The sequence below is a fragment of the Marinobacter sp. DUT-3 genome (genome assembly GCF_050379435.1).
GTDB lineage: Bacteria > Pseudomonadota > Gammaproteobacteria > Pseudomonadales > Oleiphilaceae > Marinobacter.
On sequence record NZ_JBNRMG010000001.1, the window covers coordinates 970,030 to 991,811 of the forward strand.

Here is a 21,782-nt window from a genome sequence, read left to right on the forward strand (position 1 = left end):
ATTCGCTGGCCCCGGAGAAGTGTGCTTAAATGAACCTGTCGCAATTGCATGCACTGGTATCAGGAGTCGCAGGTTTTGGGCAGTATCAAAACAGCTGCACCGGCAATGCTGAACGATCTTTACGGCGGCGCCATGAATCCGGACGGCTGGCCGGTCTTCCTCGGAAAGCTCGCCAGACTGTTCCATACCGGGACTGCGTCATTACGGGTAACGGACATTCATGACCCCGTGGTTCACCGCTCTTATACCGTGGGTTTCGATGACACGGCTAACGCAACCTATCATGAAGGGGCGTTCTTTCATGACCCGTTCCGCATTCCGCTGTCTGAAGGCCCCCTTGGCAAGATTCAGGTGAGCCACCAGATTATTGCGGATCGAGAGTTCGAGCAAAGCTCCCACTACCAGACGATTTTCCGGCCCAACGGCAATTTCTACGCCATGGGCGCGCAATTCGACCGGGGGCGGCAATGCGCCATGCACATCGGCGTTCATCGCTGCCGGCGGGCCGGCGCTTTCAGCCCGGACGAACAGCAAACCCTTGAGTTTTTCTCACCACACCTGAAAAGAGCGGCGGACCTGACGCGCCTGATTGGCCAGTTTGAATCAGCTCTCCAGCAGGCACACGCCGCGCTCGACCGCTTGCCCTTTGGCGTCTGGATCCTGGATCACCACTTGCGTTGTCAGTGGCTTAATAACGTTGCAGAAGAATGCGCGAGAACCCGGGCCTTTGGGCTGGGACTTCATGGTGGCAAACTCGCATTCAGCAACGAGAGTATGCATAACCAGTTACGCGCCGCTGTCCGCCTGCTCCAGGATGGGACCTGCAACACCCACAGCATTTCAGTTTCCCCCAGGGGGGCGTCACTGGCGCTGGTTAACTACCGCCAAGGACCATCGAGTTTTGGCACCACTGCATACGGTGGAGAGACAGTACTGGCCTTCCTCCTGAACCCGGATCGTCCCGTGACACTGAACACCAACCACCTGATGTCAATCTACCGCCTGACGCCCGCGGAAATCCGACTGGCCGGGGAGCTGGTCAGAGGGCATGACATCAAGGAAGCCAGCGCCTGCCTGGGCATTTCGGTACATACTGCGAGAACACAGCTCAAGTCCGTCATGCAGAAAATGCAGGTGACCCGCCAGGCCGACATGGTTCGCTGCCTGCTTCTGGGAGCGGCTTCCCTGGCGCCGGAACACCACCATGCTTGAAAGAGACAGCGGTCGATGGCTGTCATGGTCTGACCACGGCCCCCGTGACGGCAAACCGGTATTCTTTCTCCACGGCATTCCCGGATCACGCGTGGCGCCCGCCGGGCTGGCAACAGAGGCCAGCGCTTTGGGGCTTCGCCTGATCAGCCCTGACAGACCAGGATACGGTGACTCCACCCCCATAGGGCACTATGGCTTGGCCGACCACACCAGCGACCTACTGGCTCTGGCGGACCATCTGAAACTGGAGCGCTTCTCAGTACTGGGATTTTCCGGAGGTGGGATATTCGCTCTCGCCTGTGCCCTGAGTGCGGCTTCCCGAATAGATAACCTGGTGGTTGTCGGGATGCCGGCCATCCCGATGATGGAGGATCCCTTTGCCCACGGCGGGGAGCTGTCGGCAGGCACGTGGCGCCTCGGGCGGGATAACCCGGAAACGCTTCCAGCCCAGCTCGAGCCGCTTCTGACGAGCGCCGAATCCCTGTGTAACGCCATGCACCAGGCCATGTCGGCCAACGACACCGCCCTGCTCTCACAGGAGCCTTTGCGGTCCGCCTATCTGGATGAAATCAAAGCGGCAACGGCTCAGGGGCCCCGGATCGCAGCGCTGTCATTTGCACGGGACATAGCCCTGATGGCCGGAGACTGGCCATTCAAGGCCGGACAAATCAACCAGAAGGTCCATGTGGTTCATGGACTACACGACAACCTGGTGTTTCCCGAGCATGCCCGCTGCCTGGCAAGCCACCTTCCCAACTGCGAACTCAGCCTGCTCGACACAGCTGGCCACTATACCGCGCTGACAGCGCCGGAAACCTTGCGGCTACTTACCCAATAATGCATCAAAGCCAGCTGTTATCAGTCCGCTGACGATTCAGAGACCGCTGGTGTCCGGGAATGGAGAAGCCAGGAAGTCATCAATACCGCGTGCAGTATCAGCAATGGAATCGACGCCAGCAGCAAGCCGGTCCAGCCCAGCGCCGTCAGCACAGCCCCGGCGCTGAGAGCCGCGACAGCCTGGGAGCTGAACACCATCATATCGTTCAGCCCCTGAACCCGGAAACGCTCCTCATCCCTGTACCCCCTGGGCAAAAGGGTGGTGCCACCAACGAACAGGAAATTCCAGCCCACACCCAACAGAATCAGCGCAAACAGGTAATGATGGAAAGTGATGCCACTGAACGCCAGCAGTATACAGGCCAGGTAGGCTATCAACCCGCCGGCCATCATCAGGGGAATGCCGACCACCCGGGTCAGCCAGCCGCTGATCAGCGACGGCAGGTACATGGCAACAATATGAATCTGGATCACCCGTTTGGCGTCCGGAAGTTCGTGGCCGGCCATCTCGGTCATGCTTAGCGGAGTAGCTGTCATGATAAAGCTCATCACGGCATAACCAATGGCTGCTCCGCTGATGGCGGTCCACACCACGGGGGCACGCAGGATGTCTTTCAGGGGTCGACCGCCCCCGGCCGGAGCTTCCCTGACCAGTTCACTTTTTGCGCGATAGCCCAGCGCCAACACCCCCATCGCCAGTAACTGGACGACGCCCAGCCCCAGCCAGCCTTCGAGGAACGGGTGATCCCCCTGGCCCGCACTGCCGAGGAGAGCAATTTCAGGTCCCAGCCACGCGGCAATCAGGCCACCAAGCAACACCCGCGCCGCGGCGGAGCCTGCCAACTCCGACTTTACGGATTCCATCGCGGCGAAGCGGTACTGATGAACTACCGCCAGCCCTGTCCCGCCGACAATGGCTGCCAGACACAGCAGCGGAAAACTGGAAAGCCAGGCCGAGGCCCCGCCCGTCAGACCGGACAGCACCCCCATCAATGCACCAAGAAGCATGACCGGCTTTCGACCCAGGCGCTCCATCAACCAGGTTGCAGGCTTGATGGCCAGCACAGTGCCGACTACCACCAGCCCTACTGGCAGAGTGGCCCACTCGGGGGACGGCGCCAGAATCCGGCCATGAATGCTGCCGATGAAGACAATGAAGGGGGCCGTACACATGGCCAGTGCCTGGGCGGCAACCAGTATCCAGACGTTGAGAGGCATGGGCGGGTTATTTCTTCCTGTAAATAATCCCCGGGTGGCACTGCACCATTTCGTACAGGTGGGGCAATCCATTGAGTGATTCCGACGCGCCCAGAATAAGGTAACCACCGGGGTTCAGGGTGGCGTGAATGCGCGTCAGGATGTCCTTTTTGAGTTCCGCAGAAAAATATATCAACACATTGCGGCACATGACAATATCAAACTTGCCCAGCATATACCGCTCCAGCAGGTTCAGTTCCTTGAACTCCACCATGCTCTTGATCTGGGGACGTATCTGCCAGCCGCCGTTCAAAGATGGCGCGAAGAACTGCTTCTGGCGCTCCGGGGACAGCCCGCGCCCAATCGCGATCATTTCGTACTCACCTTTGCGGGCGACTTCCAGAACGCTTTTGGATATATCCGTTGCAGTCAGCTTCACATCCCGGAGTTTACCCGGGCGCTGACGCCGGAACTCCTCGATGATCATGGCCACCGAGTATGGTTCCTGCCCCGTGGAACAGGCAGCCGACCAGATCCTCAAAGGCTGCATGGATTTGCGTTCAGCAAACTCAGGCAGCAGCTTTTCCTGAAGAATCCGGAACGGGTGGTTGTCGCGGAACCACAGGGTTTCATTGGTGGTCATCGCGTCAATGACCAACTCCCTGAGATTGCTGCGGCCCGGACGCTTCAGCTGCCCCAGCAGATCCCCGAGGGTTGTAAGCTGGTTTTCTTCGAGAATGCGGCGCAGACGGCTTTTTACGAGGTATTGTTTGTTCTCACCCAGCAGAATGCCACAGGCATCCTGCAGGAACGTCTTAAAAGCTTCGTATTCCTGTGGCGTAATGTCCGCTTTCATTGAATCTCTGCGTCAGGTGAATCTGCAAGGATCGCTGGCCCTAGGCACGATCAATTATTTCCATAACCTTCTCGGCCAGCTCATCTGCACTGAACTTTGCCATAAACTCGTCAGCGCCAACCTTCTGCACCATTGCGGTATTGAACACACCGCTCAGTGAGGTATGGAGCATAATAAACATATCCCGTAACGCCGGATCGTTTTTGCATCGGGTCACCAGAGTGTAACCATCCATCTCTGGCATTTCGACGTCGGAAATCACGAGGGACAAATGATCGCTGGCCCTGGAACCATCTTCAGTGATTTTTTTCAGGTAATCAAAAGCCTGCTTCCCATCGTCCCGTGTAACAACCTCCATGCCGATGGCGGTCAGGCATCGCTCTATCTGCCGTCTCGCGACACTGGAGTCATCAACGACCAGCACAGGCAGGTGTGCCTGAACACGCCCGGCGCTGCGGGCCACCAAATCCTGGTTAACATCGTCCCTGAGCGGAGAAACTTCTGCAAGAATCTTTTCTACATCGATGATTTCAACCAGTTTGTCGTCCATTTTTGTGACCGACGTCAGGTACACATCGTTGCCGGCACCCTTGGGCGGCGGCAGGATATCTTCCCAGTTCATGTTCACGATCTGGTCAACACCGGTAACCATAAACCCCTGGGTCTTGCGGTTGTACTCGGTGATGATGACGAAGCTGTTCGCCAGCTCCTCGCGGGGAACTCCGGGATGGCCGATGGCCATGGCCAGATCAATGACGGGGATGGTTTCACCGCGGATATGGGCGACCCCCCGAACCACGCTACGACTTTTGGGAATCGACGACAGCTTGGGGCACTGCAGGACTTCCTTTACCTTGAAAACGTTGATGCCATACATCTGCCTGCCGCGAAGACGGAACAACAGGAGCTCCAGGCGGTTCTGCCCCACCAGCTGCGTACGCTGATTTACACTGTCGAGTACCCCTGCCATTACTTTTCCCCCAGGTCTGCCCGCGGACATGCCGGCATGCATTTTGCTTTTTCTGCTCTCAAGAGCGGATGAAACCAGCTTTTCGCCGGAATTTTGACTCACTATGTGAAGTTAACGGCCGATTCCCCGAACCCTTAAGCTTTTCGGGATCTTCCACTGACAATTGACAGCATAGGACAAACCGCAGCGTATGCGCATCACCATTTTTGTCGTCACACTGTTAACGTCTGTCCCGGTGCTGGTGCAGGCCGCAAACACCACCGCCGAGCAGATCAGGAGCGCTGCGGCTTCGTTCCTTGACGAGTTTTCGAAACAACAGGCGGACAACGGTTTCGAGGTCATACACAAAACCGGCCGACTGGACAGCCGACTGGCCCTGGCCACCTGTAACGCCCCCCTGGACGTCAGTTTCAGCGGTGATCCCTGGAAAACCACGCAACCGACGTTACAGGTCTCGTGTCGCGGCGAACGGCCGTGGCGCATGTTTCTCAACGCGTCCGTGTCCATTACCGGAGAAGGCCTTGTGGCCGCACGCCCACTGGCCAGGGGAGAGCGGGTCATGGCGAACATGATCGAAACGGACTCAGTCGTGGTTAATGCCACCCGCAAGGGTGTGATTAACAACGTTGACCAGCTGGTGGGCATGGAGATGCGACGCGGCGTCAACGCCGGCACACTGATGACGCCAGACCTGCTCTCAGCTCCGGCAGCGGTGACCAGAGGCGATCATGTTATCATCACCGCCAGAAGTGGAAATTTCTCGGTCAATTCTCGCGGCAAGGCCATGGCCGACGCGGGCGTGGGCGATCAGGTACTGGTAGAGAATCTGTCATCGTCCCGCACCGTGAAAGCATTGGTGACCGCCCCGGGCCAGGTTGAAATTCCTATGTAGGTGCGGCGCGCTTTTTCCGCAGGCGGCAGAGTCTTGCCGCTCCACGCTCTGCGAATGACAGAAGTGTAATCTTCTGGAGCTAAAAATTCGCTAAAGCTTCCGGCCTGACGGCCGATACGCAGGTATAAAATTCGCGAATGCTGTCCCCCGTACAGTCAATAAGGTAAGCAGGTACCGATATGTCAGTTGACTTTAATGGAATTGGTCCCGGCCAGGTCAACACCCAGAGAACCACGGCCGACAAGTCTGGCTCCACCCAGAATGCCCAGCCCCAGGCACCCGAGCAGGCCAAGAGCCAGGGTGCCCGCGGTGAGAACGTAAACCTGAGCAATCAGGCCAAGAACCTGAAACAGCTGGAACAGAAGCTGGGTGATTATCCGGAAATGGATGATGACCGCATTGAGCAGATCCGTGCGGCGCTGGCCGATGGTTCATACAAGGTTGACGCCGAGAAACTGGCCCAGAAAATGCTTGAGATGGATAAAAGCATATTCGGGTGAGTAAATCATGGCCGCAATCGATGAACTGAAAGACCTTCTCTCTCAGGATATCCGTCAACTGGATGCACTGGCGGATATTCTGGAGCAGGAAAAGTCCTGCCTCTCTTCCTCGGACATGCAGGCACTGCAAGCAATAACGACCGAGAAAAACACCCTGCTCGACCAGATCCGCGGCCGTGCCAGGCAAAAAATTCATACCCTCGTTGCCATGGGCTATCGCCCGGAAAGCGGAGCGCCATCCCGTTTTATCCGCAGCGCCGGATTATCCGATCTTGCGTCGCTGTGGTCGCAGGCCAATGAGCGCCTGACGTTCTGCCAGGAGATCAACCAGAACAACGGTCGCGTCATCAGCCACATGCAGAAGCGCCTGTCGCGCCTGACAGACATCTTCCGTGGCGCCAGCAGCCAGCAAAAGCTTTACGGCGCCCATGGCGAACAGACCGGCGCTTCCCAGAGAACCATCCTGGCCAGCGCCTGATTCCGGCCAACGCACTCTCCGGAATGCCTGCAGACCTTACCGGGTATAGATGGTCATCCGCGAAGCCGGATCGAAACGGATATCGTGGATGCTGACATTGCCCAGCGCCGGCGTTCGCCCGCCACTGACCCGGATGTTATCCATGTGGATCTCCTCTATCCGCTCCGGGAAAGCCAGGGTGAGCGATCCATCAGTCCCGAGCTGATGTCGGGGTTCGTCATCGCGATAGTGAACCCCTTTAATGGTCAGGTCGGAGTCCAGGAAGTTCAGGATTGGAACAAAAATATGGGCCGTCAGCTTGATACCTTCCACCACATCCGGCTCCTGGCTGCCTTCACCGCCCCCCGGCACCATGGCGGTGGCGGCAGCAATACGTTGCGCCAACGCGCTATCCCCCTGCCCGGCCACCCTCGCCAGATCGTCATCACTCAACGGTGAGAACCCCTTGCTCCGATACATCTCTCCGGAGTCCGGCGAAGCCGCCTGCGGAGAGTCTGCGCCACTACTGGCCGCAAAACTGACCAGCGGCTGCAGCGGCAATGCCACCATGGTGATCAACGCTGCAGCGTTGCGGTACCGGGACTGGTGCTTAAGAACCCTGTAGAGCTCCCGCTCGGTGATCCACCCCGCCTGGACCAGCACCTCCCCAAGACGCTGCCCGGTTTCCTCCTGAAGGCGCAATCCCTCTTCCAGCTGTACCGGAGATAAATACCCCCGGTTGATGAGCAATCGCCCCAGCCTTGATCTCTCTTCAAATCCCTGACGGATCTTCACTTGGCCCCTCCCTTGATTGCACTCACCGTACATCCCGGCCCGGCGCTATTTTGTTGTTAAACAATCTTAAGACAGGTTAGACGATCACCACGCATCGTGCATGGAGATTATCCGTTCCCGAAGGAATATCTGCTAACATCCGACTACTCAAAGCTACCGCTGCCCGATGGCCAGCACTTTCCACGGAGTGAACAAGGTGACCCAGAACCAATCGCAATCCAAGGCCGCTTCCCCGCTTTTTGTGACCCGTTTCTTGCTGATCCTGATGGCGTCACTTTCGTTCAGCACTCAGCTCTTGGCGGAAGAACCCCGCTCCGCGGATAACCCGTTGCCCCAGGTCCGCATGGAGACCAGCGAAGGCGTTATCGAAATCATGCTTCGTCCGGATGTGGCTCCGGAAACCGTGGCAAACTTCCTTGAATATGTGGAAAGCGGCTATTACCGGGACACGATCTTTCACCGGGTGATTCCCGGATTCATGATTCAGGGCGGTGGTTTTGATCGCGACCTTGTTCGCAAGGACACCCGCAGCCCGATCCCCAACGAAGGCAGCCCCACCCTGAAAAACCTGAGGGGAACCATTGCCATGGCGCGTACCGGCCAGCCCCACTCGGCGACCTCCCAATTCTTTATCAATGTTGTAGACAACCCATACCTGAACGCATCGGACAACCCCAAAAAATGGGGATATGCAGTCTTTGGAAAAGTAACCGAAGGCATGGGTGTCGTGGATGCGATCGCCAGCACGCCAACCGGTCACTCCGGCGGCATGGCGGATGTCCCCCGGGAACCGGTGACCATCAACAACATCACCATTATCAATAGCGGCAACGCTTCCGGGAACTGATGGCAGAAGTAACAGCGCCGGCCATGGAGCCGGCCGATATCCTGTGGCATGACGGCGTTCCGGAATCCCGGCTGTTCGGTGATCTCTATTTCAACCGGGACAACGGGCTGGATGAGACCCGATATATTTTTATCGGGCACAATCGATTACCGGAACGCTTTGCCCGGGTCGGGAAGCACGCCTCGTTTGTTGTCGCGGAATCCGGCTTTGGTACCGGCCTGAACTTCCTGGCGACCTGGCAGGCCTGGCGGAACAGTCCCGCCAGCCAGCACGCCACCCTCCACTTTGTGTCTGCGGAACGTTATCCTCTGACCCGGGACGACCTGGTCCGGGCAATGAAGTTATGGCCGGAACTGACTGACCTCAGTAACCAGTTGGTCGATCAATACCCACCACTGGTGGCGGGAGTCCACCGAATATTGCTGGATGGGGGGCGGGTTCGTCTGACGCTGTATTTCGGGGACGTTCTGGATGCCTGGCGGGAACTGGAATTCACCGCCGATGCATGGTTCCTGGACGGCTTCGCCCCCTCTCTGAATCCGGGTATGTGGCTGGACGATGCCATCAGTCAGGTCCGCCAACACAGCAAACCGGGCACCACTCTGGCCACCTTCACGGCCGTTGGCCGCATCCGGCGCGCCCTCGCGGACACCGGTTTTACGATGATCAAAACCGCCGGGTTTGGTCGTAAACGGGAAATGATTACAGGTGAAATCCCGCTTCCCGCGTCCGCCACGTTGGAACCAGAGGCCAGCAAACCGGGCTCCGTCGCGGTTATCGGCGCCGGTATCGCAGGCAGCCTGTTAGCCAGAAACCTCGCCGATAGAGGGGTTGAAGTCACCCTGATAGACAAAGCCGATGATGCTGGCGCAGCCGCATCCGGCAACCTGCAGGGCGCGCTTTACGTCAAGCTGGGCGTGGAATTCAACGCCCAGACCCAACTGGCATTGACCTCCCTGCTGTTCAGCCAACGCTATTACACACCGTTAACGGGCAACGGCTGGCACCCTACCGGGCTGCTGCAAACAGCCTGGAGTGATCAGGAGCAACAGCGCCAGGAGCGATTCCTGAATCGTAACCACTACCCGTCGGACATAGTGACACCGGTGGATTCGGCAACCGCCGGCAAGCTGACCGGTATACCCGTTGGCACAGGCGGGCTGTGGTTTCCCCACAGTGGCTGGCTGGAACCAGCATCCCTCTGCCGGACACTGACGGATCATCCCAACATCCGCCGCCATTTTTCCATGGATGTCCGCCGCCTAACGCAGTTGGAAGATCGGTGGCTGATCCCGGGTGCTGGAACCGACATCAGCGCCGACAAGGTCGTCCTCTGCGCCGGTCACCAGACACCGGAACTGATCCCCATGGCGGGTGGCACGGGCGCATTCCGGTTTAAAGCAATACGCGGCCAGGTCAGCCACTTGCCCGAAGACAGCGTCCGCGCACCAAGTGCTGTGATTTGCGGCCCCAGGTACATCAACCCTGCCCGCAACGGACTCTGCGTGACCGGCGCCACCTTTGACCTTCATGACCTGTCACCACAGCAAAGCCTGGACAGCCATCGGGAAAATCTCAACGAACTGACGGCCATGCTTCCCGACCTTTGGCCAGACAAGCCGCCGGCAGAGTCAAAGATAGCCCGGCTTCAGGGACGGGTCGGGTTCCGGTGCACGACCCATGACTATCAACCGGCTGCGGGCGAGCTGGCCAATCTGGAAGGCAGTACCCTTGATGGCCTGTTCGTATTCACCGGGCTCGGCAGCAAGGGCCTCACCTATGCCCCGTTGCTCGCGGAATTCCTTGCGGATAAGCTCACGGGGCAACCGCCATGCCTGCCCCGTTCGCTATCAAAACGGGTGGACCCGCACAGGTGTTATAGGATGAAAATTTCCAGATCCAGTGGGTGATCGGACTGAAGGTTTCCGCAACACGGCCGATAACCAATGAAAGGGCACTCAAACCCCGGAGATACCCATGGCCATATTTGTCAGTGAACCCGGCAGACCTGTCGGAACTCGCCTACCGGAAATCTTTCGGGGACGCCGCGTGGGTGACGTGACGGAAATGACGGAATCCCACGCCATTAACACTGGCCACAGCGAAGTGACGGATGCGGAATTTCAGCGGGCCAGCCATTCTCCTGCCCATCACCGGGCGATGGAAGAATATGGCTCCGCGGCCTATGACGAGCCCAGGGAACAACGCAGTTACCTTCCGGTATCGACCATCTGTACACCGGTTATCCACTCACTGCCGGCCACCGCAACCTTGTCGGAAGCCCTGACCACCATGGATGACCATGGCGTACACCACCTGGTGGTCACCGCAGGGGACAATGTCGCCGGGCTGATCGACCTGCGCTGGCTTCTCGCCTGGTTGCACGAGAACCAGGCTAACGCCATGAGTTATAGCCTGGCACATATCGAGTTGCCGGCATTCCTGACAGCATCGCCGGAAACCGACGCCCACCAGTTGGCAAGGCTGATGCTGGCCCATCAACTGAATGCCGCGCTGGTCATCGACAAACAGGGAGCGCCCGCCGGCATCGTCACCAGTACCGATTATCTGAAGCTGTACGCCGCCGCAGGTCGTCAGCAGGGTAACGTTTAGTTCAGCCGCTTGCCCTCCGCTGAGAACAGTACGATCTTCCATTCAATGCTCCCTCCGACGCTCTCACGCAGCAGGGTAACAATCTCGTCATCACGGTAATTGGCCAGCGCTTCGATGCGGGCACCATCAATTTTCGGCTGCACTCTCCAGAGATCCCAGGCATCCGGATTATCCGCTTCGCTGGTCACCGTCTCGCCCGGGGAAATACGCGCAATAACCGGTTGCTGAATGCCGCCGTCCACCGCGTCTTCGGCAAAGGCCCCCGTTGTCGCCCCGGCAACAACAAGGTCATTATCGAACGCCTGCAGCGTCAACAGGTTGTCCTTGCCGGTCCGCGAAGGATCTGCATAGGAGAATGCATAATTCACATGGCCCGATACGGAATACCCAAGAACGAAACCGTTATTTCCGGCCACGGGCTCACCGAGCAGGACATTGTCATCATCACCCGATTCATCGATGGAGTAGCGCCGGTTGCTGTTTCCCAACAACCATATATTGCTGAGACCATAGAGCCCATCCGTCAACACTTCCCCACCATCGGTTCCACGCTGGTATACCGTGATATTGCTGTCCGCGGCGGACGCATTATAAAAGAACGCATCTGTGGCGCCGGCGCTGCTCTGGCCCGCGACAGCGCCACTCGAAGCGCCGAACAGGTATGGACTGGCATTAACCGCACTGCCGGCCACCACGGTCTCATCCTGGCCAGAGCCCACCTGCCGCGTCCAGGCCAACTTGGGTACCAGATCGTCACCATCCGTGTCGGTGTCTATTCGCTGCAGAAAGCTGTCGATTCCGCCGGCCCGGGATTCGCCAGCCCAGCGACCGTTGGTTTCCCCGGCAACCGCCACAAACCCGCTGTCGTCGTTGATACCAACCCAGCGAGGGATGTCGTCCGCCGATGTGCCGGTACGAAGTGTCCAGACCGGTGAATACTCGCTGCCCTCTGCGGCAGCCGAATCAAACCAGTACAGGCTGGTGACCACATCCAGTCCACCGTGGGCAGGCTGCCCGGGCATATCGGCTTCGGCGGCGTAGGCAACAACAATTTCAAAACGATCCACCCGGGTACTGCCCTGGGTCACCTGGCGCCGGGTATAGTGGATCACCGGTTGCGGCTCGTTCAGCACTGTCGCGCCATCGCTAACTGTCACCTCCTGCAGCAGTTCCCCCTTCTGATCAAATATGCGGACCAGAACCTGATCATTAGCAGCGTCGTTGTACCCGGTTACGTACAGCCTGCCCTCGTGCCCAAGGGCAATATCGGTTGGCACAAAGTCATCCGTCTCGTTCAGGACCAGCGGGGCCGATAACTCGTTGATGTTGATGCGCAACTCCCCGTCTTCCGCGAACCCCGCAAACCCCTCGCGGCCCGCCTGGTACGTCTGATCAACTCCGAGTAACAGGAAACGGTCGTCCATCCCGATATTGCTGTATTCATCGGCATCGGGAATTCTCACGCGGAAGCGAACCCGGTCTGTCTCCGCTGGGAATTCGATTATGTCGTTATCTTCCCACTCACCCGCATCGTTAAGGACCTGGATGTAATAGTCACCGGCCTTGGCAACGGAATCCTCACTTTCTCCCAGCCGGGCGCGAATACTCCCTTCCCTTTCGCCACTGAGGACGGCCTCGAACTGCCGTTTCGTCCCCACCGTGAGCGCATCGCGCTGACGACCACTGACCGTTTCAAGGCGTACCCGGGGTTCGTTGTCATCAACCACCAGGGTGGTCCGTACGCCGCTGTCGGATGGCCCAAGGGCCGCCAGGCCGTTTCGTACTTCCGTGAGGGCAATCTGCAGGGACTCCGAGGGCTCAGGCACCGTTTCGTCAACCACCTCCAGGCGGATATAGCATTCGGTAATTCCCGGCTCCAGGGTCACCACGCCCTTCGAATAGACACCGTTTTCATCCTGCTGATAATCCAGGTAGTCCGGAACCGGTAATTCGCCCTCGCTGTCACTGCCCAGGGCCACGATATCCTTGCCGATAATGGCATCATCGCGGTTGGCGTCGCCCTCCTCGCAGCGCTGGTGCTCCGGATCAAAACCCTCGTCGCAGGAATTCGGGTCGAAATCCGAAGACAATTCGAAGGCTACCGCTACCCGCGTCACCGATGGCTGTTCCAGTAACACCCGGACCAGCACCGGGTTGGTGTCGGTTGTACGGAGCTCGGTACCGGTCACCGCACCCTCATCGTCGTACAGGTTGATGTGGTAACGGTGTGAGCCCGTCTCATCGAGCTCCGGCGCCTCGCAGCGGGTTTCTCCGGCTTCAGGCGTTTGCGCTGACTGACCTTCGGTAAAGGTATCGGCGTCGAGTGATAGCGGGTTGCGCTTGACCTCGATATCGAACGGCTGGACACCCGCGCGCTCACCATCGGTGGTAATCAGGTTGATATTCTCGATCTTGCCCAGATCGGCGTCACCACGGTTACCGCCACTGAGCCCCGGAACTCCCCGTACGATAATACCCGGGCGCGCCTTGTTGCTGGTGTCTTCCAACGCCAGCCAGGACGGTGCGTTGGTCAGGGAAAAATCCAGTAACCGCTCGCCGCCATAGGCCCCGAAATTGTAGTAATACTCCACGCCAAGGTAGGCTTCCCCCGGCGGTACGCCGAGAACGGTCGGATCATCGGAACCTTTGTCGGTCTTGCATCCGGTGGAAATCAGGGCCAGAACAATCAGCAGGCCATGGCATCTGGCCAGAAAGGCAATGCGTGGTAGCAAGTCGGCGCGCATGGAAAATCCATTTTGAAGCGTTGTTATTATGGGCGCGCACGCAGGACAGCGGCCTGCGTTACACACCGTTACAGAACAACGCCATGGTAATCAATTTATATCCGGGGGGATCTGCGCGAGTTCTCAGATTCGCAGGCCGGGATCCCTGCCGTGAAACCCCGGCCTGATTGGCTATACGCCGTGGGACTCCAGGAGAGAGCGGAAACCGTCTTCATCCAGTACCTTGACCCCAAGGGACTCGGCTTTGGTCAGCTTGGAACCGGCGGCCTCTCCGGCGACGACACACGATGTTTTTTTGGAAACACTGCCGGCAACCTTGGCACCCAGCTTTTCCAGGCGTTCTTTTGCCTCGTCCCGAGTCATTTCCGTCAGCGTTCCCGTCAATACCCAGGTTTCTCCAAGCAACGGCTTTGGCTCAGCAGTGATTTCTTCCGTCTGCCACTGAACGCCTGCGTTTCTCAGGGCAGCAATGGTTTCCTGATTGTGGGGCTGGTCGAAGAAACTGCGGATGTGGCCGGCGACAATGGGCCCAACATCCTGCACCTGCTGAAGCGCGTCTTCATCCGCTTCGCCAATCGCCTCCAGGGACCCAAAGTGACTGGCCAGGGACTTGGCAGTTGCCTCACCTACCTCGCGGATTCCCAGGGCGTAGACAAACCGCCAAAGCACCGGATTCCGGGACTTATCAATTGCCGCCAGAAGGTTCGTTGCGGACTTGTCGCCCATGCGCTCCAGACCGGTTAGATTGTCTTTGGTCAAACCGTAAATATCCGCCACGGTCTCCACCAGGCCCTTGTCCACCAGGATATCGATCCATTTATCCCCCAGCCCCTCGATGTCGAGCGCCTTGCGGGAGGCATAGTGCCGGATCGCTTCCTTTCGCTGCGCCGGGCAGTACAAACCACCGGAGCACCGCGCCACCGCCTCGCCTTCAATCTGGATAACGTCCGAATCGCAAACCGGACAGGTGTCGGGCAGCTCAACCTCGCGGGCATCACCAGGCCGCTTTTCCAGCACCACTTTGACCACCTGGGGGATCACATCACCGGCACGGCGGATAAACACGGTATCGCCGATACGGACATCCAGACGACGAATCTCATCCATGTTGTGCAGGGTGGCGTTACTGACCGTCACACCGCCCACAAACACCGGCTTGAGCCGCGCCACCGGTGTGACCGCGCCGGTGCGGCCGACCTGGAACTCCACGTCCTCGATGACGGTGAGCTCTTCCTGGGCCGGAAACTTGTGGGCGATCGCCCAGCGCGGCGCGCGCGATACAAAACCCAGGGCCTGCTGCTGTTCCAGGCTGTTAACCTTGAATACGATCCCGTCGATTTCGTACGGAAGCTCAGCGCGCTTTTCCATTAAAGCCTCGTAGGCGGCGAGGCATTCATCGGCTCCGGTCGCCTTACGCATTTCCGGGTTGATCCGGAACCCCCATTCACGAACCTGCTGCAGGCAGTCCCAGTGGGTACCGGGCAGAATGGAATCATCGGCAACGGCAACACTGTAGGCGCAGAGCTCCAGTGGCCGACGTGCGGTGACTGACGGTTTTTTCTGCCTGAGACTGCCGGCTGCCGCGTTGCGAGGATTCACAAATGTCTTCTCGCCCTGATTCGCCAGGGTCTGGTTCAGCTTCTCGAAACCGGCTTTGGGCATATACACCTCGCCCCTCACCTCCACCATTTCTGGCACGTCTCTACCCCGGAGCCTCAGGGGAACGGAAGGGATGGTGCGGATATTGGCGGTGATATCCTCGCCGGCGTAGCCATCGCCCCGGGTGGCTGCCCGGGTAAGAACCCCCTGTTCGTAATGCAGGCTGACCGCCAGACCATCCAGCTTGGGTTCACAAACGTATTCGATGTTTTCATCGGTTTTCAGGCGGTCTTTCACCCGGCGGTCAAAGTCCCGCAGTTCCTCATCGTTGAACGCATTGTCGAGCGACAGCATGGGGACCCGATGCACCACCTCTTCAAAGCTGGTTTCCGCATTGGCGCCGACACGCCGCGTGGGAGAGTCATCCGTAACCAGCTCGGGGTGGTTCGCCTCCAGATCCTGCAACTCTCGGAACAGGCGATCATACTCGGCATCCGGTACCTGCGGATCGTCAAGCACGTAATAGCGATAATTGTGCTCGTCTATGGTTTGCCGCAGTTCCTGTACCCGGTTTGCCGTCTCGGGTGTCGCTGTACTCATACCTGTTATCCCTTGGCGCTACAAAAAAATACCCGGATTTTACCGGGTATTTTACTCTTGACGATCGCTGCAACGCTCAGTGGCGTGGCGACCGCTGTTTACGTTCAAACTCTCGTATCCGCTGGCGACAGTGTTCGATGGTCTGCGGTGTCATTACGCTGCGCCGCTCATCTTTCAGCTCCCCGCCCATGTTGCGGACCACGCACTGGGCAGTTTCGAGCATAAATTCAAAGGCCTGCAACGCGTTGGACGGGCCAGGCATGCTCATGAAAAAGCTGATACCGGGGGTCGACATGGCAGGCATGTCCTGAGGGCGGAAGGTGCCCGGCTCCACCGCGCTTGCCACACTGAACTGCACCGGGCTGGTAGTATCCGATTCCTCGTGGCGATGGTAGATGTCCATGTCACCGTACTCCAGGCCACAGGCTTCAAACAGCTCCTTCAGGACGCTGCCTTTGAAATCCTCGCCCTTGCGCGCCAGAACGTTAATCACCACAACCTCCCGCGCCTCCGGGCGGTTTGCGCCGGCCAGCGGCTGCCCGGACCGTTTTGGCGTCTGGTCACGCCGGGCGGTGTCCTCCTGCACTTCGCTGGTCACCACCGGGGGTGGTGTCGTTGCGGTGTCCGGCTTACGGGCCGCAGGTTCACTTTCCGGCTCGGGAACCGTTTCCGGACGCGCTTCCTGCCAGGGCTCGTCGACAATGCCTTCATCCGGTTCCGGGTCATCGTCTCTTGCGCCCCAACCGGTATCAGCGGTTTCGTAATCGTCACGATCATCAGCCTGGAAGGCCTCGTCGCTTACTCCTGCGTCCGGTTGTGCAACATCGGGTTGTTGCTCTTCAGCCAAGGCCTTTTTCTCTGCATCGCTGACTATCGGGCGCGTCGGCTTTTGCACCGGATTGCCGAAGCGACTGGAGCGCTCGCGCTTCAGATAGCCCCGCTCTTCCAGGGTATCCCTGGATATCGTGCGGGCGCCACCATTGGGCAACTCCGGGTTGTATTCGTCGTCCAGTGGTGACTCATCCAGGTCATTGGCGCCCATACCGGATGAAATCGCGATGGATTCCTTGCGAGCCCGGCGCATTCGACGGAGGCCGTCGATGACAATGCCGATGATAACCAGGGTACCTATGGCAATTAACCATTCCCTTAGTGACATAGTGATGCTGTCCTGTTTGCAGATCGGATATCGTTGCTACTCTAAGAAAAGCCTGTAATGAATACAACGCACAGGTGGGCCAGATGGCCGTTTTGTCATCTTTGGCGGTATTCCAGGCCCCCTGACCCCGGGGCCCTACGCTTCCGCCAGGGCGGCCGCCTCGTCCACATCCACCGATACCAGTCGTGAACACCCGGGCTCATGCATGGTAACCCCCATCAACTGGTCCGCCATTTCCATGGCGATCTTGTTATGGGTAATGTAGATGAACTGAACCTGCTTTGACATCTCCTTCACCATGTTGGCATAACGGCCAACGTTGGCGTCGTCCAGCGGCGCGTCGACCTCGTCCAGCATACAGAACGGAGCCGGATTGAGCTGGAAAATGGAAAATACCAGCGCAATGGCTGTCAGTGCCTTTTCACCACCGGATAACAGGTGAATGGTACTGTTCTTCTTACCCGGCGGGCGCGCCATGATGGTCACCCCGGTTTCCAGCAGGTCTTCCCCGGTCAGCTCGAGGTAGGCGTTACCGCCACCGAACACTTTGGGGAACAACGCCTGCAGTCCGCCATTGACCTGGTCAAAGGTTTCCTTGAAACGCTGGCGGGTCTCCCGGTCAATCCGCCGGATCGCATTGTCCAGGGTTTCAAGCGCTTCCATCAGATCTTCATGCTGACTGTCCAGGTAGGTCTTGCGCTCGCTCTGGACCTGGTATTCCTCAATCGCCGCCAGGTTAATGGCGCCCAACCGCTGGATCCGGTTGCCAATTTTTTCCAGCTCATCGGCCCACGCCTGTTCCGTGGCCTCTTCCGGAAGTTGTTCGAGAATGTCCTGCAACTTCACATCGAGCTCCTGGAGCTGTTCAATGTGGTTGCCGGAACGAATCTCCAGTGCCTGGGATTCCATTTTCAGCTTCTCAAGCCGGGCGCGAATATCCTGCACTTCATGTTCGGTGCGACTTCTGCCCTGCTCCTTCTCCCGGACTTCCCGGTCAATTTCCTCCAGGGCATCCCTGGCGACACCGAGTTTCTCTTCCTCGGCGAGGCGCCGGTCCAACAGCCCCTCGAGCTGCATCTGGAGATCTTCAATCGGCTCTTCGGCACTTTCGCGGGACTCTCGAAGGATTTCCAGGCGCTCTTCCAACCGTTCCTTCTGCATCTGCATCCGCTCAATGGTCTGGCGCAACCCGTCCCGCTGGCTGTTCAGGGACTGTAACTGCAATTGCAGTTGGTGGGCGTGATCGCGGTCGTGCCGGGCTTCCTGGCGCAGATGATCCAGGTTCTCCCGAAGCGAATCCCGCCGTTCGAGCAGCTGCTCTTTTTCCTCGTCACTGTCTTCCGTGGACGCCAGCGCCTCCTGCCACTCTTCCCGCGCTTCCTGCAACTGCTCCTGTTGTTCCTCAAGGCTGAGCGCCACATCTTCAGCATCATCCCGGATACGCTGAAGACGGTCATCGATCTGTTCCGCCCGGGCTTTCAGGCCGCTGATTTTCGAGGACAACCCGCCAAGCTCGCGCTCGGCGTCGCTGAGACGCCCCTGGGCTTCATCCCGGTTGGCTTCCGCCCGTTCGGATTTCTCCTGCAGATCGTCCAGTTGTTCGTTGGCCTCCTGCAGCAATGCCTCAGCTTCGTCGAGCTCTTCCGCCAACTGACTGACTTTTTTCTGGCGCTCGATAACCCCGACCTGCCCGGCGTCGGAGTCCGGCATCAGAATCCAGTCCCGGGACACCCAGACACCTTCCCGGGTGATCACACTGTCACCATTGTTCAGGGCATCCTGACGGGCCAGCGCGTCGTCCAGGGACTCGGCGGTGTCTATGCCCGCCAGCAATCCGCCAATTCCCGATGCGCCGGAAACCCTCGAAGCCAAGCCGCCCACACCAGCTACATCCTGAGCACCGTCAGTAACCAGAGCCAACCCCCTGGGAGCGCCAGACAGTGCGTGATGAAGCGATTCCATGCCGGCAACGCTCACCCCCTGGCTGAAGCGGCTGATCACCTGCTCTACGGCAAACTCCCAGCCATTATCGATCGTCAGCTGCTGGGCAATCCGGGGGGCTGACTCCAGGCCAAACTCCCGTAACCAGGATTGCAGTGCATCGTCCTGAGCACCCATCTGCTCATCCAGCAGTGCCTGCTGGGATTCCAGGGACGCCCGGAGACTTTGCACCTTCTGGCGATAATCGGACGCCTTCTGTTCGGCGTCCTTCTGTTGCTGGCGAGCCTCGTACAATTCGTCCTGAACCGCTGTGATTCGTTCTGCCGCTTCTTCACGCTGAAGCTCCAGCGTTTCCTGCTGCTCCAGCAAATCCTCCAGCTCTGCGCGATCCAACTGGCCTTCAAGCAGCTCCTGTTCGTCTGCCAGCCTCTGCTGGCGGGTCTTCAACTGGGTAATCGCATCTTCCAGGGACCGTATTCTGGACTGGGCCAGCTCAGCCTGGCGTCGGGCATCCGCGGAACGGGAACTGAACTCTTCCCAGCTCTGCTGCCATTCGCTCATGGCGTCTTCCGCCTGCTGCAGTTTTTCCCCGGACTCCTCGGCGCGGATCGACAGCGCTTCCTGTTCCGGCTCGATCATGTCCAGCTCTTCCTGGATACCGGACAGCTTCTCTTCGTCCTGTTCCAGCTCCCTGGCCAGCTCTCGCTGGTTTGCCATGGCCTGATCCAGTTCGGTGGCAATCTGACGGCCCCGTTCCCGCTGGTGCTCAAGGCTTTGCTCAATCCGGGCAATATCGGCACCCGCTTCATAGAACCGCGCCTGCGCCCGGTTAAAGTGCTCGGTACGTTCCTGATGGCTGTCCCGCAGGGACTCCAGGGATGTTTCCAGGCTCACCCGATCGGTCAGGTATTTCTCAAGCTCCAGTTCAGTATCACGGATTTTCGAACGCCAGGTCTGCAGGTCATTGTCCAGGGACTTCCAGCGCAGGACCGTCAGTTCAGCCTTCTTCTGGCGTTCTTCCTGCTTGTAGGCCTTGTACTTTTCCGCAGCAGCAGCCTGACGCTCCAGGTGTTGCAGCTGGCGGCCGAGTTCTTCCCGCAGGTCGGTCAGGCGCTCAAGGTTTTCCTGGGTGCGACGAATGCGATTCTCGGTTTCACGGCGCCGCTCCTTGTACTTGGAAATGCCTGCCGCTTCTTCGATATAGATCCGCAGCTCTTCGGGTTTTGCCTCAATCAGGCGGGAGATCATGCCCTGCTCGATGATGGCATAGCTTCGCGGACCCAGGCCGGTGCCCAGGAACAGATCGGTGATATCGCGACGACGGCACTTCGAGCCGTTGAGGAAGTATTCAGACTGGCCTTCGCGGGACACCCGCCGGCGAACGGAAATCTCATTGAATTTGACAAACTCTCCGGGCGCAGAGCCGTCGCTGTTATCAAACACCAGCTCAATCGACGCCTGCCCAACCGGTTTGCGGGCGCTGGACCCATTGAAGATAACGTCGGTCATGGACTCGCCACGCAGATATTTGGCGGAACTTTCCCCCATAACCCAGCGCACCGCATCAATTATATTGGACTTCCCGCATCCGTTAGGACCGACCACCGCCGTCATATTGGAGGGAAAGGGCACCGTGGTCGGATCAACAAAGGATTTGAAACCGGACAGTTTGATGGACTTCAGGCGCATATCAGGCGCTTGCCTCCTCCCTGAGTATTCTTAACACCTGTTTACGCTGATGCTCACCAAACCTGATGATCGCCGCCTCAACCCTGGCAGCATCGCCGCTGGCAGAAGCATCGGCAACTTCGGTAAAGAAGCGACCGGTTTCCGTCAGTTCCTCACGAAAGTTCTCCAGGGCAACAAAGTAGGTACGGCTGATGGCAGGCCGGAAGTTTTCCAGGGTTTCCTCGAGAAACGGATTATCCACCAGGGTGTAGGCATAGCGCATGACGCCGAAGCCGGCCTCGATCACCTGCTCGGCGGCATCGCTTCCGGACGAATTCAAAGCATCGGTAACCGCCTGAAGCTCCCGGGCCTGGCCGACAATACCCGCCAGCTCCTGGGACGACCAGCGCTCCATGACCTTGCGACCCAGCATACACAGGAGATCGATATAGATATCGTAAAGGCTGTTCACAAGCTCCGGCGTCAGTCTTGATACCATCGCCCCCCGGCGGGGGAAAATCTCGATCAGGTGGCGGCGCTGGAGAATCAGCAGCGCCTCGCGGACGGAGCCGCGACTGACGTTCAAATCACCCGCGACCTTGAGCTCCTGGATTCGCTCGCCAGGTTTGAGCTCACCGGTCATGATGCGCTGTCCCAGATGCTGGGCGATTTGCTCGGATAGACTTTCGGGGGCCTGAAACCTCATAAAGTTAGTCGCTCACTTGCTGCAGACGGCACGATAATAAGCGCAAAAGTTTACCACAGGGATTGGCTGACCCCATCCCCTTGTCTGACATTTCGACCATACCCGTTAGCGGCAAGGAACTGCCGACATTCTGACGCTTTGTCATCATTCTGTAGCGTGGTCGACAATTACGATAGCATATGCCCGATA

At 58.6% G+C, this 21,782-nt stretch carries 17 protein-coding genes; 8 read left to right on the top strand and 9 right to left on the bottom strand.

Annotated features, from left to right (window positions below; translation table 11 throughout):
* Window positions 1-75: 75 nt before the first annotated feature.
* Entirely contained in the window at window positions 76-1,212 is a 1,137-nt protein-coding gene (locus ACQUWM_RS04375; protein ID WP_428921303.1) for a helix-turn-helix transcriptional regulator, read from the top strand.
* The gene (locus ACQUWM_RS04380; RefSeq protein ID WP_428921304.1) at window positions 1,205-2,050 is read left to right on the top strand and encodes an alpha/beta fold hydrolase; all 846 of its coding nucleotides are present in this window, start codon (window positions 1,205-1,207) and stop codon (window positions 2,048-2,050) included. The genes ACQUWM_RS04375 and ACQUWM_RS04380 overlap by 8 nt, the downstream gene beginning before the upstream one ends.
* A 20-nt stretch (window positions 2,051-2,070) precedes the next feature.
* On the opposite strand, the gene ACQUWM_RS04385 is transcribed toward ACQUWM_RS04380, so the two are convergent.
* From ACQUWM_RS04385 to ACQUWM_RS04395, 3 genes are read right to left on the bottom strand one after another with little or no spacing between them, the layout of a single operon-like run.
* A complete protein-coding gene (locus ACQUWM_RS04385; protein ID WP_428921305.1) occupies window positions 2,071-3,267 on the bottom strand; it encodes an MFS transporter in 1,197 nt (398 codons plus the stop codon).
* Between the two features lie 7 nt (window positions 3,268-3,274).
* Window positions 3,275-4,102, bottom strand: coding sequence for a CheR family methyltransferase (locus ACQUWM_RS04390; protein WP_407000708.1), 828 nt, complete (start codon window positions 4,100-4,102; stop codon window positions 3,275-3,277).
* A gap of 40 nt (window positions 4,103-4,142) precedes the next feature.
* Window positions 4,143-5,072, bottom strand: coding sequence for a chemotaxis protein CheV (locus tag ACQUWM_RS04395; RefSeq protein WP_407000709.1), 930 nt, complete (start codon window positions 5,070-5,072; stop codon window positions 4,143-4,145).
* A gap of 190 nt (window positions 5,073-5,262) precedes the next feature.
* Between ACQUWM_RS04395 and flgA the strand changes: the two genes are divergently transcribed.
* From flgA to ACQUWM_RS04410, 3 genes are all read left to right on the top strand, one after another.
* Window positions 5,263-5,964 (top strand): flagellar basal body P-ring formation chaperone FlgA, encoded by a 702-nt coding sequence (gene flgA / locus ACQUWM_RS04400; RefSeq protein ID WP_428921306.1) that lies wholly within the window; start codon window positions 5,263-5,265, stop codon window positions 5,962-5,964.
* A 179-nt stretch (window positions 5,965-6,143) separates the two neighbouring features.
* The gene (flgM, locus tag ACQUWM_RS04405) at window positions 6,144-6,464 is read left to right on the top strand and encodes a flagellar biosynthesis anti-sigma factor FlgM (RefSeq protein ID WP_407000712.1); all 321 of its coding nucleotides are present in this window, start codon (window positions 6,144-6,146) and stop codon (window positions 6,462-6,464) included.
* Between the two features lie 7 nt (window positions 6,465-6,471).
* Entirely contained in the window at window positions 6,472-6,942 is a 471-nt protein-coding gene (locus tag ACQUWM_RS04410; RefSeq protein ID WP_407000713.1) for a flagella synthesis protein FlgN, read from the top strand.
* 36 nt (window positions 6,943-6,978) lie between these two features.
* Here ACQUWM_RS04410 and ACQUWM_RS04415 read toward each other — a convergent pair whose 3' ends face one another.
* Window positions 6,979-7,716 carry a pilus assembly protein PilB gene (locus ACQUWM_RS04415; RefSeq protein ID WP_428921307.1) on the bottom strand — a complete coding sequence of 246 codons (738 nt, stop codon included), beginning with the start codon at window positions 7,714-7,716 and terminating at the stop codon, window positions 6,979-6,981.
* Between the two features lie 241 nt (window positions 7,717-7,957).
* On the opposite strand from ACQUWM_RS04415, the gene ACQUWM_RS04420 reads away from it, so the two are divergent.
* The 3 genes from ACQUWM_RS04420 (at window position 7,958) to ACQUWM_RS04430 (ending at window position 11,176) form a co-directional block, all read left to right on the top strand.
* Window positions 7,958-8,563, top strand: a complete 606-nt coding sequence (locus ACQUWM_RS04420; protein WP_407000928.1) for a peptidylprolyl isomerase — start codon at window positions 7,958-7,960, stop codon at window positions 8,561-8,563.
* Window positions 8,560-10,473: a bifunctional tRNA (5-methylaminomethyl-2-thiouridine)(34)-methyltransferase MnmD/FAD-dependent 5-carboxymethylaminomethyl-2-thiouridine(34) oxidoreductase MnmC gene (gene mnmC / locus ACQUWM_RS04425; RefSeq protein ID WP_428921431.1), complete on the top strand. Its 1,914-nt coding sequence runs from the start codon at window positions 8,560-8,562 to the stop codon at window positions 10,471-10,473. The genes ACQUWM_RS04420 and mnmC overlap by 4 nt, the downstream gene beginning before the upstream one ends.
* 67 nt (window positions 10,474-10,540) lie before the next feature.
* Entirely contained in the window at window positions 10,541-11,176 is a 636-nt protein-coding gene (locus ACQUWM_RS04430; protein WP_407000715.1) for a CBS domain-containing protein, read from the top strand.
* Here the strand turns inward: ACQUWM_RS04430 and ACQUWM_RS04435 are convergent.
* The 5 genes from ACQUWM_RS04435 to ACQUWM_RS04455 all read right to left on the bottom strand — a co-directional run bounded on the left by ACQUWM_RS04435 (window position 11,173) and on the right by ACQUWM_RS04455 (window position 21,593).
* A complete protein-coding gene (locus ACQUWM_RS04435) occupies window positions 11,173-13,920 on the bottom strand; it encodes a hypothetical protein (protein ID WP_428921308.1) in 2,748 nt (915 codons plus the stop codon). The two genes, ACQUWM_RS04430 and ACQUWM_RS04435, sit on opposite strands and share 4 nt — an antisense overlap.
* A gap of 171 nt (window positions 13,921-14,091) precedes the next feature.
* Entirely contained in the window at window positions 14,092-16,119 is a 2,028-nt protein-coding gene (gene ligA, locus ACQUWM_RS04440) for an NAD-dependent DNA ligase LigA (RefSeq protein WP_428921309.1), read from the bottom strand.
* Window positions 16,120-16,195: 76 nt separating this feature from the next.
* Complete coding sequence (gene zipA, locus ACQUWM_RS04445) at window positions 16,196-17,278, bottom strand: cell division protein ZipA (protein WP_428921310.1); 1,083 nt, start codon at window positions 17,276-17,278, stop codon at window positions 16,196-16,198.
* Between the two features lie 135 nt (window positions 17,279-17,413).
* A complete protein-coding gene (gene smc, locus ACQUWM_RS04450) occupies window positions 17,414-20,908 on the bottom strand; it encodes a chromosome segregation protein SMC (protein ID WP_428921311.1) in 3,495 nt (1,164 codons plus the stop codon).
* Between the two features lies 1 nt (window position 20,909).
* On the bottom strand, window positions 20,910-21,593 hold the full coding sequence (locus ACQUWM_RS04455; RefSeq protein WP_407000720.1) for a GntR family transcriptional regulator: 684 nt from the start codon (window positions 21,591-21,593) through the stop codon (window positions 20,910-20,912).
* Window positions 21,594-21,782 lie beyond the last annotated feature (189 nt).

Excerpts from the sequence above, each read along its gene's own strand:
- ACQUWM_RS04410 (WP_407000713.1), top strand. The coding sequence starts at position 6,472 with ATGGCCGCAATCGATGAACTGAAAGACCTTCTCTCTCAGGATATCCGT.
- ACQUWM_RS04385 (WP_428921305.1), bottom strand. The coding sequence starts at position 3,267 with ATGCCTCTCAACGTCTGGATACTGGTTGCCGCCCAGGCACTGGCCATG.
- flgM (WP_407000712.1), top strand. The coding sequence starts at position 6,144 with ATGTCAGTTGACTTTAATGGAATTGGTCCCGGCCAGGTCAACACCCAG.
- smc (WP_428921311.1), bottom strand. The coding sequence starts at position 20,908 with ATGCGCCTGAAGTCCATCAAACTGTCCGGTTTCAAATCCTTTGTTGAT.
- ACQUWM_RS04390 (WP_407000708.1), bottom strand. The coding sequence starts at position 4,102 with ATGAAAGCGGACATTACGCCACAGGAATACGAAGCTTTTAAGACGTTC.
- ACQUWM_RS04435 (WP_428921308.1), bottom strand. The coding sequence starts at position 13,920 with ATGCGCGCCGACTTGCTACCACGCATTGCCTTTCTGGCCAGATGCCAT.
- ligA (WP_428921309.1), bottom strand. The coding sequence starts at position 16,119 with ATGAGTACAGCGACACCCGAGACGGCAAACCGGGTACAGGAACTGCGG.
- flgA (WP_428921306.1), top strand. The coding sequence starts at position 5,263 with ATGCGCATCACCATTTTTGTCGTCACACTGTTAACGTCTGTCCCGGTG.
- ACQUWM_RS04430 (WP_407000715.1), top strand. The coding sequence starts at position 10,541 with ATGGCCATATTTGTCAGTGAACCCGGCAGACCTGTCGGAACTCGCCTA.
- ACQUWM_RS04455 (WP_407000720.1), bottom strand. The coding sequence starts at position 21,593 with ATGAGGTTTCAGGCCCCCGAAAGTCTATCCGAGCAAATCGCCCAGCAT.
- ACQUWM_RS04380 (WP_428921304.1), top strand. The coding sequence starts at position 1,205 with ATGCTTGAAAGAGACAGCGGTCGATGGCTGTCATGGTCTGACCACGGC.
- zipA (WP_428921310.1), bottom strand. The coding sequence starts at position 17,278 with ATGTCACTAAGGGAATGGTTAATTGCCATAGGTACCCTGGTTATCATC.
- ACQUWM_RS04395 (WP_407000709.1), bottom strand. The coding sequence starts at position 5,072 with ATGGCAGGGGTACTCGACAGTGTAAATCAGCGTACGCAGCTGGTGGGG.